Source organism: Chryseobacterium sp. MFBS3-17, assembly GCF_020687745.1.
GTDB lineage: Bacteria > Bacteroidota > Bacteroidia > Flavobacteriales > Weeksellaceae > Marnyiella.
Map to the genome: position 1 here is coordinate 13,988 of NZ_JAJEWK010000001.1, position 17,301 is coordinate 31,288.

The 17,301-nt window shown below is 37.5% G+C and carries 13 protein-coding genes; 12 read left to right on the top strand and 1 reads right to left on the bottom strand.

The genetic code is table 11. The features are described 5' to 3' along the window. Positions 1-26 precede the first annotated feature (26 nt). The 12 genes from LKO26_RS00070 to LKO26_RS12785 all read left to right on the top strand — a co-directional run bounded on the left by LKO26_RS00070 (position 27) and on the right by LKO26_RS12785 (position 16,293). On the top strand, positions 27-1,799 hold the full coding sequence (locus LKO26_RS00070; protein ID WP_227585756.1) for an aminopeptidase P family protein: 1,773 nt from the start codon (positions 27-29) through the stop codon (positions 1,797-1,799). A 206-nt stretch (positions 1,800-2,005) separates the two neighbouring features. After that, positions 2,006-3,406 carry a tRNA uridine-5-carboxymethylaminomethyl(34) synthesis GTPase MnmE gene (gene mnmE / locus LKO26_RS00075; protein WP_227585757.1) on the top strand — a complete coding sequence of 467 codons (1,401 nt, stop codon included), beginning with the start codon at positions 2,006-2,008 and terminating at the stop codon, positions 3,404-3,406. Positions 3,407-3,884: 478 nt separating this feature from the next. Beyond that, the gene (locus tag LKO26_RS00080) at positions 3,885-5,444 is read left to right on the top strand and encodes a type I restriction-modification system subunit M (RefSeq protein ID WP_227585758.1); all 1,560 of its coding nucleotides are present in this window, start codon (positions 3,885-3,887) and stop codon (positions 5,442-5,444) included. Then, complete coding sequence (locus tag LKO26_RS00085) at positions 5,434-6,651, top strand: restriction endonuclease subunit S (RefSeq protein WP_227585759.1); 1,218 nt, start codon at positions 5,434-5,436, stop codon at positions 6,649-6,651. The genes LKO26_RS00080 and LKO26_RS00085 overlap by 11 nt, the downstream gene beginning before the upstream one ends. A gap of 28 nt (positions 6,652-6,679) precedes the next feature. After that, complete coding sequence (locus tag LKO26_RS00090; protein WP_227585760.1) at positions 6,680-7,021, top strand: DUF3024 domain-containing protein; 342 nt, start codon at positions 6,680-6,682, stop codon at positions 7,019-7,021. Positions 7,022-7,124: 103 nt separating this feature from the next. Further along, a complete protein-coding gene (locus LKO26_RS00095) occupies positions 7,125-8,921 on the top strand; it encodes an AAA family ATPase (RefSeq protein ID WP_227585761.1) in 1,797 nt (598 codons plus the stop codon). Between the two features lie 122 nt (positions 8,922-9,043). Next, positions 9,044-9,631 (top strand): DUF6088 family protein, encoded by a 588-nt coding sequence (locus LKO26_RS00100; protein ID WP_227585762.1) that lies wholly within the window; start codon positions 9,044-9,046, stop codon positions 9,629-9,631. A gap of 6 nt (positions 9,632-9,637) precedes the next feature. Beyond that, entirely contained in the window at positions 9,638-10,738 is a 1,101-nt protein-coding gene (locus LKO26_RS00105; protein ID WP_227585763.1) for a Fic family protein, read from the top strand. A gap of 166 nt (positions 10,739-10,904) precedes the next feature. Continuing rightward, positions 10,905-14,042 carry a type I restriction endonuclease subunit R gene (locus LKO26_RS00110; RefSeq protein WP_227585764.1) on the top strand — a complete coding sequence of 1,046 codons (3,138 nt, stop codon included), beginning with the start codon at positions 10,905-10,907 and terminating at the stop codon, positions 14,040-14,042. A gap of 195 nt (positions 14,043-14,237) precedes the next feature. Then, positions 14,238-14,504 carry a helix-turn-helix domain-containing protein gene (locus tag LKO26_RS00115; protein WP_227585765.1) on the top strand — a complete coding sequence of 89 codons (267 nt, stop codon included), beginning with the start codon at positions 14,238-14,240 and terminating at the stop codon, positions 14,502-14,504. 2 nt (positions 14,505-14,506) lie between these two features. Then, complete coding sequence (locus LKO26_RS00120) at positions 14,507-15,769, top strand: type II toxin-antitoxin system HipA family toxin (protein WP_227585766.1); 1,263 nt, start codon at positions 14,507-14,509, stop codon at positions 15,767-15,769. 311 nt (positions 15,770-16,080) lie between these two features. Next, positions 16,081-16,293, top strand: coding sequence for a type I restriction enzyme endonuclease domain-containing protein (locus LKO26_RS12785; protein WP_227585767.1), 213 nt, complete (start codon positions 16,081-16,083; stop codon positions 16,291-16,293). Between the two features lie 163 nt (positions 16,294-16,456). On the opposite strand, the gene LKO26_RS00130 is transcribed toward LKO26_RS12785, so the two are convergent. Continuing rightward, positions 16,457-17,035, bottom strand: a complete 579-nt coding sequence (locus tag LKO26_RS00130) for a ferritin-like domain-containing protein (RefSeq protein WP_227585768.1) — start codon at positions 17,033-17,035, stop codon at positions 16,457-16,459. Positions 17,036-17,301: the final 266 nt, after the last annotated feature.

The following is a 17,301-nucleotide window of genomic DNA, read 5'->3' on the forward strand; positions in this document are numbered from 1 at the left end:
AACTTTCGGTCTTTAAAATTTTACACATGACAACATCCGAAAAAGTACAGGCCCTGCGCCTAAAAATGAACGATAACCATATAGATGCCTTCATTGTTTACTCAGCAGATCCCCATATGAGCGAGTATCTGCCGGTAGAATGGCAGGAACGGAAATGGATTTCCGGATTTACAGGATCCGCAGGTTTCGTGGTTTTTACCCGGGATAAAGCCGGACTGTGGACAGACGGGCGGTATTTTGTGCAGGCTGCGATAGAGCTTGAAGGTTCCGGTATAGATCTGATGAAGATGGGTGAGGAGTCTACTCCGGCCTATACCGACTGGATTATCGCTCAGCTTCCCGAAGGTGGTAAGGTGGCTGTAAATGCCATTGCAACCTCCCATGCCAGCTGGGAAGAACTGCAGCAGAAACTGACTCCGCATGATATTGAAGTGGTAGATATGCCTTTGCTTCAGGAAGTGTGGACCAATAGAAATGACGGTGCGGTAAAAAATCCGGTATTTGTACACCCGGTAGAGCGGGCCGGAAAAGCAGTGACTGAAAAACTGGCCGCCATTCGTGAGAAAATGGCAGAACAAGGGGCAGATGTGCATGTCATTTCTTCGCTGGACGATGTGGCCTGGACCCTGAACCTGCGTGGAAGCGATGTGGAAGCCAATCCGGTGTTCCTGGGATATATAGTGCTGTCCATGGATAATGCCGTTCTTTTTGTGGATGGTGAAAAACTGACGGCAGATGCGGAGGAGCAATTGAAAGATGCGGAAATCAGCGTATTGCCGTACGAAGAATTTTATGCCTATCTGGCCAGATATGAAGATCAGAAAATACTGGTGTCGCCCAACAATAACCAATCCATTTTTGAGACCCTAAAAGATAAAAACACCTTCATCAAAGCACCGGTTCCCGGAAACCTGATGAAAGCACAGAAAAATGAAGCCGAACTGGCGGGATTCCGCACGGTGATGGAGCGTGACGGGGTAGCAATGGTGAATTTCCTGTACTGGCTGAAACACCAAGCCGGCAAGGAGCCGATGACGGAGTATTCCATAGGCCAGAAACTGAGGGGATTCCGTGCTGCGCAGCAAAATTTCGTGGGCGAAAGCTTCGGAAGTATTGTGGGGTATAAAGACAATGGTGCTATTATGCATTATTCTGCACCCGAAGAAGGCAGCAAAGAGGTGACCAATGAAGCTACAATTCTGATAGATTCCGGCGGACAGTACCTGGAGGGAACTACTGATATTACACGTACTCTGGCTTTGGGTGATGCTTCGGACGAGTTTAAAGAAAACTATACGCTGGTGCTGCAGGGCATGATCCGCCTTTCTATGGTGAAATTCCCGAAGGGAACGCGCGGGGTACAGCTGGATGCCTTCGCCAGAATGCCGCTCTGGCTCCGCGGCAGAGATTATAACCACGGTACGGGGCATGGTGTGGGCAGTTTCATGAATGTGCATGAAGGTCCGCAGAACATCCGCAAGGATATGAATCCACAGGAATTATTGCCGGGCATGGTCGTTTCCAATGAACCCGGTTTCTACCTGGATTATGAATATGGAATCCGTCTGGAAAATCTTATTGCAGTAAAAGAAGCAGAGAAAACCAATTTCGGGCAGTTTTATGAATTTGAAACCCTCACATTCTGTCCGTTTTCCACGGATCTGATTGTCCGCGACCTGCTCTTGCCGGAAGAAATTGACTGGCTGAACCACTACCATGCTTTGTGCGAAGAAAAACTGGGCAAGCATCTGGAAGGCGACGTGAAAGCGTGGTTCCTGGAGCAGACGAAGGCGATTTAGAGAAGGGAGACTGGGAGAAGGGGAGATAGGAAAAGGAGTGTAAGGAAGAGGAATCGTATGGATAAGGTGTAAACCCCTAGCCCTGATCGCAGCGGTTACCCCGCACAGATCGCCCGCGGCTGAAAGCCGCGGGCGATCTGGAGGAGTAGTAGCGGAGAGCAGGTTCCCGGCTCCCGATTCATCATAAAAAGACGTACTTTTGCAGCATGAATCAAGATACGATTTGCGCACTGGCTACGGCCAACGGCATGGGCGCTATAGGGATTATCCGGGTTTCTGGAGACCGGGCCATGGAGATTGTGAACCACGTTTTTAAGGGGAAAGATCTCACGCAGGTGCCCAGCCATACGGTGCATTACGGATTTATTACCGAACCGGGAGATTTACAGGAAGAGGTGATTGATGAGGTGATGGTGTCGGTTTTTCGTGCCCCAAAAACCTTTACTACGGAGGATTCTGTGGAAATTTCGTTTCACGGGTCGCCGCATATTGCCGGGAAAATTCTGGAGGTGCTCACCCGGAACGGTTGTCGCATGGCCAAAGCAGGAGAATTTACCCTGCGTGCCTTCATGAACGGCCGTATAGACCTGAGTCAGGCCGAATCTGTAGCTGATCTGATTGCTTCTGAAAACGAAGCCTCCCGAAAGGTGGCTCTGAACCAGCTGAAGGGCGGGATTACCCAGGAAATCTCTATATTGCGAGGCGATTTGCTGAATTTTACCTCACTGGTGGAACTGGAGCTGGATTTTGCCGAAGAAGATGTGGAATTTGCCGACCGCAGTGCACTGAACATGCTGCTGGACCGCATAGAAGACAAACTGCGCTCGCTCACCGATTCTTTTCAGTACGGAAATGCCATCAAAAATGGGGTAGATGTGGCCATCATCGGCAAACCCAATGCAGGGAAATCTACGCTGCTGAATGCCCTGCTGAAGGAGGAACGCGCCATTGTTTCGGATATTGCCGGAACCACCCGCGATACCATAGAGGAAGTGCTGCATATAAAAGGTAATGCCTTCCGGTTCATTGATACCGCCGGAATCCGCGAGACGACCGATACCATAGAGGAAATTGGCGTACGGAAGGCCAAGGAGAAAATTGCCACCGCCAAAATTCTGCTTTATCTGTATGATGCGTTTGACTCTACCCCGGAAGAGGTCATTGCCTTTGTGAAAGAATTTTACCGCGACGACCTGAGCATGGTGCTGGTGCACAATAAATCTGATCTGAGCAGTGAAACATCCGATGCGTTTGACGAGAGGCTGAAATCTGAACTTAGCCCCGGGTACACCACCGGTATGATCCGGATTTCGGCGAAGCAAGGGACGGGCATAGAGCGGGTTTTGGAGGTGCTGGAAGATTATATTCAGCAGTTGCAAGGCGGTGAGGATCAGGTAGTGATTACCAATCAGCGGCATTTTGAAGCCCTTCAGAAATCACTGGAGTCTGTGCGCCGAGTGAAGTCGGCCATAGCGCAGAGTTTCCACACCGAATTGCTGGCCTACGAGTTGCGGTATGCCCTGGAGTATCTGGGCGAAATCTCCGGCGAGTTCACCAATGACGAAGTGCTGGGCAATATTTTCTCGAAGTTTTGTATCGGCAAATAAATTTGTTTTCCTTTAGTTTCTTTTGTTTGATTTACAGTCTACAGTTTTGTAGAAGCACAGCCAAAAATAAAGAAAGCGTGGAACTGAAGCCAATCCGTTACAGAGGTCTGCGAAAACCCACAATCCAGATATGACTTACAGCCCACGCCGATATAAGGCACGGACGTAAGCATATCGAATTTGGATTGTTTTGAAAATTCGCGGTTTTCTTTGTCCAAAACGATAGCTTACGCTGTTACGTTGATTTTATTTTTCTTGAACAAAGATATTAAAACATATAATTGATTTGATAAATTTCCTTAAAAATCTAGGTGAATTTTAAGTTTTAGAGATATACTCACATAGTAATTATATTAAATTCCCAAACGTAATATAATCAGATATTTCTTTTATTATGCTTTGATTTCTTTTGTTAATTAAATAAAGAAATTTTCAATGTTTTTTCCTTATTTTTGAAAGATTACGATTTTATAAAAATATGGCGAAAAAGCTACCTGCGAAAAGCACAGAAGAAATCCTTTGGGATTCCGCAAATAAATTACGTGGTTCTGTAGAACCTTCAGAATACAAGCATGTTGTACTGAGTTTAATCTTCTTAAAATTTGCGAGTGATAAATTCATCAAACGTAGAGAAGAATTGATTGCAGAAGGTAAACAAGCCTTCTTAGAAATTCCCGAATTTTATCAGGCGGAAAATGTGTTTTATCTTCCTGAAGAATCGCGCTGGACTTTCATTATGGAAAATGCCAAGCAGGAAAATATTACCCTGATTGTAGATTCTGCCCTGAAAACCATTGAGCGTACCAACAAATCTCTGGAAGGTGCATTGCCAGACAATTATTTTTCACGTCTTGGGCTGGATCAGTCTAAGTTCTCTGCTTTGTTAGATACCATTAACAATATTGATACCTTGAAAGACGAGGCGCACGATATCGTAGGACGTGTGTACGAATATTTCCTGAGCAAATTTGCCATTGCCGAAGGGAAAGGAAAAGGGGAATTCTATACCCCGAAATCGATTGTTAATCTGATTGCTGAAATGATAGAACCGTACAAAGGGAAAATCTATGACCCTTCCTGTGGTTCGGGTGGGATGTTTGTACAGTCGCTGAAGTTTATTGAGAAGCATAAAGGGAACAAAAAAGACATTTCTATCTACGGTCAGGAGCTTACCAATACCACCTACAAATTGGCGAAGATGAACCTTGCCATCCGTGGGATTTCTTCTAATCTGGGGAACAAAGCCGCAGATACTTTTGGCGACGACCAGCACAAAGATCTCAAAGCCGACTACATTATGGCAAACCCGCCTTTTAATTTAAAAGACTGGCGTGCAGAAAACGAGCTGACCAATGACCCGAGATGGGCAGGTTATGAAGTACCTCCAAAATCCAATGCCAACTATGCGTGGATTCTGAATATGATTTCTAAACTCTCTCAGAATGGCGTTGCCGGATTTATTTTGGCAAACGGTGCTTTGAGTGGTGGTGGCGAAGAATATAAAATCCGGAAACAGATTATTGAAAATGATTTGGTAGAAGCCGTTGTGATTTTACCACAAGATATGTTTTATTCTACCAATATTTCGGTCACACTTTGGATTCTGAACCGCAATAAAAATGAGCGAACTTTTGAAGTGAACGATGGTGTAAAAAATTACCGTGACCGAAAAGGCGAAGTGCTGTTTATGGATCTTCGTCAGAAAGGTGAGCCGTTTGAAAAGAAATATATTCAGTTTGGCGAGGAAGAGATTACTGAAATAGCCACTCATTATCATAACTGGCAACAGCAAGACTGGAAAGACACCTATGAGGATATTCCTGAATATTCTTACAGTGCCAGTCTGGAAGAGATCCGTAAGAAAGATTATTCATTGGTGCCGAGTAAATACATTGAATTCGTAAACCGAGATGAAAGTCTGGATTTTGCTGAGCAGATGAAAAGTTTGCAGGCAGATTTGAAAGATTTGTTTCAGCAGGAAAGTCAGTTGAAAGAAGAGGTTTCCAATGTTTTTAAAACTTTGGGATATGAGTTATAGAAAGTTGGGCGATTTAGTAAAATTTGTCAGTAACAAAAATACTGATGGAAATGCAACGGTATTATTTGGGATTAATATTGATAAATTTTTTATGCCATCTGTTGCCAATATTATTGGTGTTGATTTAAAGAAGTATAAAGTTGTAGAAAGACACCAATTTGCCTGTAACAGAATGCACGTTGGTCGTGATGAAAGACTGCCTATTTCGATGTCAACTTTTGATTATAATTTTATTGTTTCTCCAGCGTATGATGTTTTTGAAGTTATAACCTCTGACGTTTTGCCAGAATATCTAATGTTATGGTTCAGACGTAAAGAATTTGACAGACAATGTTGGTTCTACACAGATGCGGATGTAAGAGGAGGTCTTCATTTAGATGCCTTAAAGTCGATTGAAATAAAAGTTCCTTCGATCGAAGAACAGCGACAAATTGTAGCGCAATACCAAAGCATAGCCAACAAAATAAAAGTGAACGAGCAGATTTGCGAAAAACTGGAAGCGACTGCGCAGGCTTTGTATAAATATTGGTTTGTGGATTTTGAGTTTCCAAATGAAGAGGGAAAAGTTTATAAATCTTCCGGCGGTACAATGGTTTGGAGTGAGGAGCTCGGGAAGGAGATACCGGAGGGGTGGGAAGTTGGAAAAATAAAGAACTTTGCTAAAATAAAAAATGGGTATGCTTTTAAAAGTGATTGGTGGGAAGAAAAGGGTCTTCCCGTCATTAAAATTGGATCTATTCAAAATGGATATGTTCAATTAAAAGAATTGGGTTTTATATCAGATGTTCATAAATTAAATAATATCAATAAGGGAGATTATGGCGATATTGTTATTGCAATGACAGGGGCGACAATCGGAAAAATTGGATTAATTATCGGAGATTTTAAGGAATACTTAATTAATCAGCGTGTTGGTCTTTTTAATTTGATAAATAAATATTACAAATCATATTTATATTTTTCCTTATGTCAAGATTGGTTTAACTATGAAATTCAAAATGTAGGAGGTGATAGTGCACAGGCAAATGTCAGCGATAAGCAAATATTAAATATCTCGATTGTAAAACCTAACGAAGAAATCTTAAAAAGTTATCATAATTACTGCAAAGATTTAATAAAAATGAAATTAATTATTAGTTCACAAACTGAAAAACTCACACAACTACAATCATTGTTGTTAAGTCGCTTGGCAACGTTGGAGTGGTAAACTAAAACTACTATAAAAATCAACACAAATGGGAAAAGAAATTAGTATTAGCGAAGCATATATTAAACAATTTGTAGAAGGCTTACGACCAGAAGATCACGAGATACGCAAACAATTAGACTTTGGGTATTCTTGGGAAAAGAATACTGCCATTTTATATACGATTCGTCCATTTTGGAATAATCCGAACGAACTAATCCAATCAGAATTTGCTAAAATTCGCTATACAAAAACCACAAATGAATGGAAACTGTATTGGATGCGTGCTTCAGGTAAATGGGAGTTGTACGATCCACACCCAATTGCTGATAATTTACAAGATTTATTAGCGATTATAAAAGAAGATCAGTTCCATTGCTTCTTTGGGTAAAAAATACAAAACACTCCCAACTTCAATCATTGTTGTTAAGTCGCTTGGCAACGTTGGAGGGGTAAACTAAAAATACTAATAACCAAAGGAAACACTATGAATTATGTATATTTCTAACTTAAAAATAACTAATTATCGAGGAGTAAAAGAAACGCGCTCAATAAATCTTGCTAGATTTTCATCAGTAGTTGGTAAAAATGATGCTGGTAAAACTATAGTATTAAATGCAATTGCAACATTTTTAGACATTAAAAGTTTCACCATAACACAAACAGATTTTAATTATTTAATTAAACCAATTGAGTTTGAATTTCAATTGTGTTCAGATTCAATTTCTGATTTACTTGAAACAAAGGTAAAATCAAAAGTAAAGAAGACTGAAGGGCTAGATGAATTTATTAATGATTTGATTTTCGATAATTCTATTATTTATAAAAGAATAGCATATAATATCGGAAAATCTTGGAGTGAAGAGCATATTCTAATTAATGATTTTGAAAATTCTGAAATTCAAGGTTTATATTTTAAATCTGATGAAGAAATCACAGCAATTGTAGAAAAATTTGGAATTGTAATTCCAGTAGATGGTAAAGGAAGAAATTCTAAAGCTGAGAAAATAAAATTTATAAAGGAGCATTTTAAAGATGAGCCTCGAGCTAATTTTTGGATTCCTGATGATATGAAGATTTCATCATTATTTCCAGAAGTAGAAATGTTCAAAGCAGATTATGGTCTGGAAGCGGACACTAAATTTAAAACTGCTACGGTAACAGAAATTGAAGAATATTTTAATCTTGCCGAAGCTAGGCTACAAATTTTCAAGGATGAAATTAATACTGAAATGAAAAAAGAAGCTGATATTCTTAAATTCTATATGCAAGAATATGCTTCTAATTTATTAGATATTGATATTAGTCCGAATGTTGCTTGGAAAGATGCTATCAAAAGCGTTGATGTTTCTTTTCAATTCACAGGTGATGATAAATTCATCCCAATGACACATAAAGGTACGGGTTATCGGAGATTATTTATGGTTGCTAGATTTAGATATTTAGCACAGAAAAGCAAAGGAAATAATATAATTTATTTAATAGAAGAACCTGAAACATTTTTACATCCAACGGCTCAACAAGATTTATTAAACGCCTTAAAAGAATTATCAAATGATAATCAAGTAATTACAACCACTCACTCACCAGTATTTGCAGGTGCAACACATATTGAAGGCGTTGTTTTATGTACAAAAGATACTCAATCAAATTATGAAAATACTGTTTCAGGAAATGAACGAGACTTTTTGTTTAAAATTATCGATGAACTAGGAATTAAACCTTCTTTTAATTTAAGAGATAATCATGAAAGTATCTTATTTGTAGAAAGTACAAATGATATGAAGTTTTATGACATAATTTGCCGTAAACTATTAGATTTTAATTTGATTGGAAACCCTAAAATCTTGGTGTTACCATTTGGTGGTGGTACGGATATAGATAGCTTTTTAAATATTGATTATTTTGATAATTCTGGACGTAAGTTGTTTTTATTAATTGATAGTGATAAGCAACAGAATAAACAAGATGAACAAAATCATAAAGCACAAGATTATATCAATCGAAAAGAAAATGCACATGCGTATGTAGTTTTCCGAAGTTGTATTGAAAATTACTATCATCCAAGATGTATTGAAAGAGTATATGAGTGTGAAGGAGGAACTTTTCCTGATTTTCAACCAGAGGATAATGTAAGAACTATTATTAAAAATGTTATTGCTGAAAAAGAACTAGGAAATAAGAATATTAAAGAAAAAAACAATTTCAAAGTTTTCGAAAATATGACTGATGAAGAATGGCAAGAAGTAGTTGAAGAAGAATTGTTAGATTTTCTTGTGTTACTTAAATAATTATAAAACACATCTAATCACATACAAACAAAGTTTATAAGCCTTTTAAAACCAAAAAACACAAAAGTAATTTTGTAACAAATTTTCACTAAATTTGTTACAAAATAAAAAGATAAAACAAAGTGAAATCATCTAAAAATCAAATAGAAACAAAGATTTTAAAATCATCATTAGGAGAAATATTTTTCGCTGAAGATTTCTATACGTATGGTTCACCAGGTAATATTCGTTTAACGCTTTTTCGTTTGGTCAATGAAGGTATATTAGAACGTTTGGCTCAAGGCATTTATCTAAAACCCAAAAAAGATCCGTTGTTAGGTACCCTTTATCCTACTACAGAAGAAATAGCCAAGCAAATAGCACAACGCGACAAAGCACGAATTGCTCCAACAGGTGTATTCGCTTTGTATTTGTTGGGACTTACTACGCAAGTACCACTAAAAGCGGTGTATTTGTCCGATGGTTCGCAACGAGAAATTAAAATAGGAAACCGTACCATTCAGTTCAAAAAAACGGTTCCTAAAAGTTTTGCGATAAAAGATGAATTGTTGCATTTGATCGTGCAAGCGTTTAAAGAGGTGGGCCAAAACAACGTAACCGAAGAATTTATAGAAAAAATAAAGCCTTCTGTAGTGCAGCTCGACTCTCAAGTGGTCCAAAAGCAGGTAAAATATGCACCGGTTTGGATTCAGAAAGTAATAAAAATTTAATGAAACATGACTAACTATACTATTCCTACACTGCCATTAACAATTGATTTGGAAACTAAAAAAGTTTTCAAAATGGTGATTGCAGCCAATAAAGCACTTGCGGAATTAAATGGTGTATCAGAAACAATACCTAATGAACAGATTATATTAAACACGCTTTCGTTACAAGAAGCGAAAGATAGTTCGGCAATAGAGAATATTATCACTACGCATGATGAACTATTTAGTAGTGATTCTTTAGCCAAACAATTTACAAGCGTGGCTGCTAAAGAGGTTTATAATTACTCGAATTCCTTGAAATTTGGATTTGAATTAGTGAAGAAAACAGGTTTGTTAACCTCTAATAATATAATTGAAATTCACTCTGTTTTAGAGGAAACTAGGACTGGATTTAGAAAAGTTCCTGGAACATCTCTTAAAAATGATCAAACCCAAGAAATAATATACACCCCTCCACAAAGTTTTCGAGAGATTAACGAACACATGAATAATTTGGAAACATTTATTAATGATTCTGAATTATCCGATTTGGATCCTTTAATTAAACTTGCTATCATTCATCATCAGTTTGAAAGTATTCATCCCTTTTACGATGGTAATGGAAGGACAGGAAGAATTATCAATATTTTGTATATGGTAAAGGAAAATCTACTCCATCTTCCTATATTATATTTAAGTCGATATATTAATCAAAATAAGGCAGAATATTATCGTTTACTTCAACATACAAGAGATACTAATGAATGGGAAGATTGGATTCTTTTTATGCTTGACGCTATTGAAAAAACCTCTATCCAGACTATTCAGATTATTAAGGGAATAAAAGCATTGATGCAACAGTATAAAGAGAAAATCCGTTCCGAATTACCTAAGATTTATTCGCAAGACTTAATCAATAATTTATTTAAGCATCCTTATACTAAAATTGAATTTGTTGTAACTGATTTAAATGTATCAAGACAAACAGCTTCTAGATATTTAGATCAATTAGTAGAACTAGATTTATTACATCTTCAAAGAATAGGAAAAGAAAATTTTTATATTAATGTAGCGTTATACAAATTTCTAAATGAAGCGACACAATTACATAAATTAAATGAGGAGTAATCACTTTATTTAAGTAGCTTTAAAAATTGTAACACGTTATTTTCTCATGTTACAAAATGTCAAAAAATGTAACACGTTATTTTTTCATGTTACAAAAAGTCAAAAAATGTAACACGTTCTACTATTTCAATTGCCAAAACAAAAAACACAACTTGAAAAAGTTATTATGAAATACACCGAAGCACAATTAGAACAAGCTTTTATTAGCCTTTTGGAAACAGAAGGCTATCAATACATCGATGGAAAACAGTTGCAAAGAAGCTCAAATCAAGAAGTATTGATTAAAGAGGATTTGCGTGCGTTTTTATTGAAGCGTTATCCTGATTTAGAAGAAATTGAACTGGAAAGTTTGGTCAATGAATTAGCGTTTCAATCGGCTTCTGATTTGTATGAATCCAATAAATACATCTGCAAATTGTTGGCGGATGGTTTTATTTTCAAACGCAATAATCCGTCTAAGAAAGATTTACATATTCGATTCATCGATATAAAAGATATAAGCAAGAATAGTTTTAAAATTGTCAATCAATTAGAAATTCAAGGAACGGAATTACGTATTCCTGATTTGATTTTGTACATCAATGGCATTCCGGTAGTAGTCTTTGAGTTTAAAACAGCTATTGAAGAAGAAATAACGATTCACGACGCTTATAAACAGTTGACGATTCGTTATCGACGTGATATTCCTGAATTAATGAAGTACAATGTGTTTTGTGTGATTAGTGATGGGGTGAATAATAAATCAGGTACGGTATTTTCTCCTTACGAATTTTACTACGGATGGAACAAAATTACAGGAGACGAAAAGAAAGCGTTGACAGGAATAGAAACGACCACTTCTATTGTACATGGAATGTTGCACCAAAAACGGTTGGTGGATATTATTCATCATTTTGTGTTGTTTCCTGATACTTCAAAAAACGAACTCAAAATACTTGCACGTTATCCGCAGTATTATGCTGCGAATAAATTGTATCAAAATATCCTAAAACACCGCAAACCCGAAGGTGACGGTAAAGGTGGAACTTATTTTGGAGCAACAGGCTGTGGAAAGAGTTATACCATGTTATACCTTTCTCGTTTGTTGATGCGCTCTACAGATTTCGCAAGCCCAACAATTATTATTATTTCCGATCGAACCGATTTGGATGATCAATTATCAAAGGATTTTACCAATGCCAAAGATTTTATTGGTGATGAAAACATCATTAACATCGAATCACGAGCCGATCTTCGCACAAGATTACGAGGCAGAGAAAGTGGCGGCGTTTTTCTGACCACTGTTCAGAAATTTGCAGAAGACAGCGAGATTTTGAGCGACCGTACCAATATCATCTGTATTTCCGATGAAGCGCACCGTTCGCAGGTCAATCTGGATTTGAAAGTCCGCATCGATGAAGACGGCGTGAAAAAATCCTATGGTTTTGCCAAATACCTTCACGATTCGCTTCCCAACGCAACGTATGTAGGATTTACAGGAACACCGATTGATAAAACACTGGATGTTTTTGGTCCGGTGGTAGATTCTTACACGATGTTTGAATCGGTGGTAGATGAAATCACAGTTCGTTTAGTTTATGAAGGTCGTGCTGCAAAAGTAAATCTAAACCATTCTAAAGTGGTGGAAATTGAACAGTATTATCAAAATGCGGTTGCAGAAGGCGCTTCGGAATACCACGTGGAAGCCAGCCAAAAAGCGATTGCCAAAATGGAAGCTGTATTGGGAGATCCTGGAAGAATTGAAGCTATTGCGCAGGATTTTATCAGTCACTATGAAAAAAGAATCGAAGAAAAAGCGACTGTTGCCGGAAAAGTAATGTTCGTTTGTGCTTCGCGGGAGATTGCTTATAAATTATTCAAAGAAATCATCCAACAAAGACCGGAATGGAATGAGAAAACCATTTCGGAACATCTGAGCGAGAAAGAGCAGAAAGAAATTAAGCCCATCGAGCGCATTAAAATGGTGATGACCAGAAGCAAAGATGATGAAGAAAGCCTGTGGAATCTTCTCGGAACAAAAGAAGACCGAAAGGAACTGGACAGACAGTTTAAACAGATGCATTCCAACTTCAAAATAGCCATCGTGGTAGATATGTGGCTCACAGGTTTTGATGTTCCATTTCTCGATACGATTTACATAGATAAACCTTTGCAGACGCATAATCTCATCCAGACCATTTCCCGAGTGAACAGAAAGTTTGAAGGGAAAGACAAAGGATTGGTGGTGGATTATATTGGCATCAAGAAAAACCTGAATCACGCTTTGGGAATGTTTAACAACACAACAGCAGCCGATGATTTTGAAGACATTGACAAAGCTGTGATCATCGTAAAAGATCAACTGGAACTTTTGAGACAGTTTTTCTACCAGTTCGACAAGACGGATTATTTCACAGGTTCGCCAATTGAACAGTTAAATTGTCTGAACCGCGCTTCTGAAGTTGTGTTGATGACAGAGCAATCTGAAAAGTTCTTTGTAGATGTGACTAAAAAACTGAAAGCGGCCTACAACCTGACTTGCAGTGCAGAAATTTTTAATGAAAAAGAAACCGATGAGATTCATTTCTACTTTGCCATTAAATCAATTGTTGTAAAACTGACCAAAGGTGAAGCGCCAGACACCGCACAGATGAACGCCAAAGTGAGCAAAATGGTAGAAGAAGCCATCGTTTCAGAAGGTGTGGAAGAAATTTTTAAACTGGACGACAACAAAGCCAATGCGATTGATTTGTTCAACGATAAGTTCCTCGAGAAAATCAATGCTTTGGAATTGCCGAATACTAAGATTAAAATCCTTGAAAGACTATTGAAACAGGCGATATCAGATTTCAAGAAAGTCAACAAAGTAAAAGGCATCGAGTTTTCTGAAAGGCTTCAAAAAATCATCAATAATTATAATGAACGAAGCGAACTGGATATTTTGGATTATGACGGCATCCAAGCTGATACTTCTGAACAGATTCTCGACTTGATTTTAAAACTTCGTAGCGAAATGGCTTCTTTTGAAGACTTAGGAATTGACTACGAGGAAAAGGCATTCTATGATATTCTGGATATGGTCTGCAAACAATACGGTTTTGAATTCGATAAAGACAAAATGTTGGAACTAGCCAGAGAAATCAAAAAGATAGTAGACGACACCGCCAAATTTCCCGACTGGAGCGATAGAGATGATATCAAAGCTCAGTTGAAAATGGAAATTATCGTCAAACTTCACCAGTTCGGCTATCCACCAATTACGCAGGATGAGGTTTATAAGAATGTGCTGGAGCAGGCGGAGAATTTCAAGAAGAATAGGTCATAAATATTAGATAAATCATTTATCTTTTAACGACAGAAAGCATTCATGCTCTTGGGATAAAAATTTTGAAAGTTAGAAATGCGCAATAGAGCTTTGACTTTCGCGAATTTCCTTTTATACTAATTATTGATTAAATGTTCATTAAAACAATCATTATTGCCAAATTTTACTATATTTGTTTATTATAATCTACATTTTATGCTCGATTTTATTACGATTAAAGAGGTTAAAACCAATATAGGGCAATGGTGCAGACAGATGCGTAAAGCGCAAAATCTTTCCAGGCAAGAATTAGCGGAGGAATTGGATTTATCAAGATTTACCATCGCCAAACTCGAAAACGGGGAAAACCCAACCTTAGACACTTTGTTAAAGGTTTTGCAATATTTTGATGAAATGAAATCGCTGAATCAATTTGTTGTTGATAAAACGAATGATCTTACAGATAATCCATCAATGTATTAATTATGGCAAAAAATCAGATTTTTTCAGTGCATTTTAATGGATTGGAAGTTGGTAAAATAGGCTATGATGAAGATCAGAGAAAATCCTCATTTCAATACAATCCTGAATTTTTGGAATTAGGTTTATACAAAAGAATATTTCCTTATGTGATCCGAAGAAGTCCAAACGTGCAGGTTTTTTCGGAATTTGAGGGAGAAACTTTTAGAGGTTTACCTCCGATGATTGCAGATTCTTTACCAGATTATTTTGGGAATATTGTTTTTAAAGAATGGTTGGAAGCTTCTCAAAAGGATTTTGTAAATATTTCACCGCTGGAGCAGCTTACCTATGTGGGTAAAAGAGGTATGGGCGCTTTAGAATTTGCTCCGGCTAAAGAGATTTCTTCTGATGTAAGTATTGATGTAGAAGAAATTACCGAAGTCGTAAAAAAGGTTTTGGATGTAAAAACTTCGGTAGAACAAAAAGGATTAAGCGATATTTCTTTACTCAATATCTTTAAAATAGGAACTTCTGCAGGTGGAGCCAGACCTAAAATTTTGGTGTCAGAACATAAGGAAACTGGAGTTTTAAAAGCAGGAGATCTGGAATATTCGGAAGAATACAATCATTACCTGATCAAGCTTTCTGTAGATGCAGAAGAAGGTTATTCCAAGGAAAAAGTAGAATATGTGTATTATGAAATCGCTCAATCTTTAGGAATTGTAATGATGCCTTCAAAATTAATTGATGATAAGCATTTTGCGACTTTGCGATTTGATCGGCAAAAAGGGGAGAAGCACCATATTTTAACAGCTTCAGGAATGACGGGTTGGGATTTCAAAAAGCCTGAACATTCATCTTATGAAAATCTATTTAGGCTTGCGGTTGATCTCAAGTTGCCACACAAAGATATTGAACAGCTATTTAGAAGAATGGTTTTCAATATTGTGTTTTTTAATATTGATGATCATTTGAAGAATTTTTCTTTTATCTATAATAAAGAGAAAGACCGTTGGAATTTGGCACCAGCTTATGATTTGACCTATCCATTAGATGCATTAAAAAACTACACCCGAGTTTCCAGGGCGATGTCTGTTAATGGGAAAAGAACGGATATCACCCGAGATGATCTTTTGAAAATTGCAGATCAGTTCACCATCAAAAATCCCAATTCAGTTATTGAAGCTGTGCTTTCAGCTACCGAATTATTCAAACCACTGTGCGAAAAGCAAAATATTCCCATTAAAGCTATCGAAAAGATTCAATCTGAATTTATAAAATTATAAATGCTGTACCACTTTCGTACATCTCAATACTTGGAAAGCTCCATAAATAAAGAGTTTTTTACATTCTGTATCGGAAAGTAATAACCCATCGAAATGAAATTAAAGTAACTTAGAAATATATCTATTGGGGCTTTAGGTTACTTTGGGGTGTTTTTGTTTTGATTCATATTATTCTTATGTAGTTCAATTTATAATTAAAAAACTATATTTATATTCGTTTCGATTTGTGGGGAAGATTACAATCTAATGAATGGTTTTTAGATATACCGATTTAGGAGATTTATATAATGAATTAGGTGGAGGCATTATAGATGTTGGAATTGGCTCGTGAAATAAAAAAGATTGTTGACAATACCGCTAAATATCCTGACTGGATCGACCGTGATGATATTAAAGCACAATTAAAAATGGATATTATCGTGAAACTTAATGAATTTGGGTATCCGCCCATAACACAGGAAGATGTGTACAAAAACGTGTTAGAACAAGCAGAGAATTTTAAGAGGTACAAGCGACTGGCATAGTTCGCTCATTTCTATCAGAAGATTATAAAATACATTATATCTCTTACTTAAACACATCCTACAAATGTTTATTCCCTGCATTCGGTATTTTCACACACGTAAAAAGCCTCATCATGAGGCTTTTATAGTTAATACTGGCAGGGTTGAAGCTTTTGTGGCTGCCTTATTGGGCTTTCAGATTAATTTCGCTGGTAGCCAGGCGGGAAAGTAATTTGTCGGCGTCTTTTTCCTGCTTTAATATGGATTTAAGCATCTTGTGAGCCTCGTTGTGTTTCAGTAATCTGGCATACGCAATCATAGTTCCGTAGGAGGCGATTTCGTAATGTTCTGATTTCTGGCAAGCGCCGATAATACCGGCATCACGCACCGCTCCGGCTTTGGTTTCTTTTAAAACGCTTTCGCCCTCGTCCAGAATTCCGGCCATGGCATCGCACTTTTCTGTTTCGGCTTTTACACCGATGGATTTAAAAACATCTTTCAGCGTTTTAATATGTTCGCCGGTTTCTTCCCGATGGTCATCCAGTGCTTTTTTTAATTTTGCAGAAGTTGCATTTTTAGACATTTTAGGCAATGCTTTGTACAATGCATTCTCTGCCCATAAAGCATCTTTCAGGCAATCTTCGAATAAATCGTTCAGACTTTTGGCAGCGTCTTTCTTGGCTGCTACTTTTGCAGATCTGGATGTGCTTTTTGCAGGGGACTTTTTTGCTGTTTTTTTTTCAGCGGTTTTCGTTGTTTTCATAATTTTATTTTTTGATGTGATTTGTTTTATCTGAAGAAACTTTTGAGAATTTTATATCATGTGTTTTGCAATAAATATGCCGTCTAAAGGCTCATAAGTTGCGGTCCGTCTTATCAGATTTTATAGTGAATGGCCTGTAGGTGACTCTGTAAGCTCCCCATTTTCAGTACGCTTCAAAAGTAGAATTTTTTCTTGATATTTCACTGCTGTTGTTGTCGGATGTGGAAAAGCGGGCAGGAAAAGTGCTTGCCTTAGCCTGGGCTTGC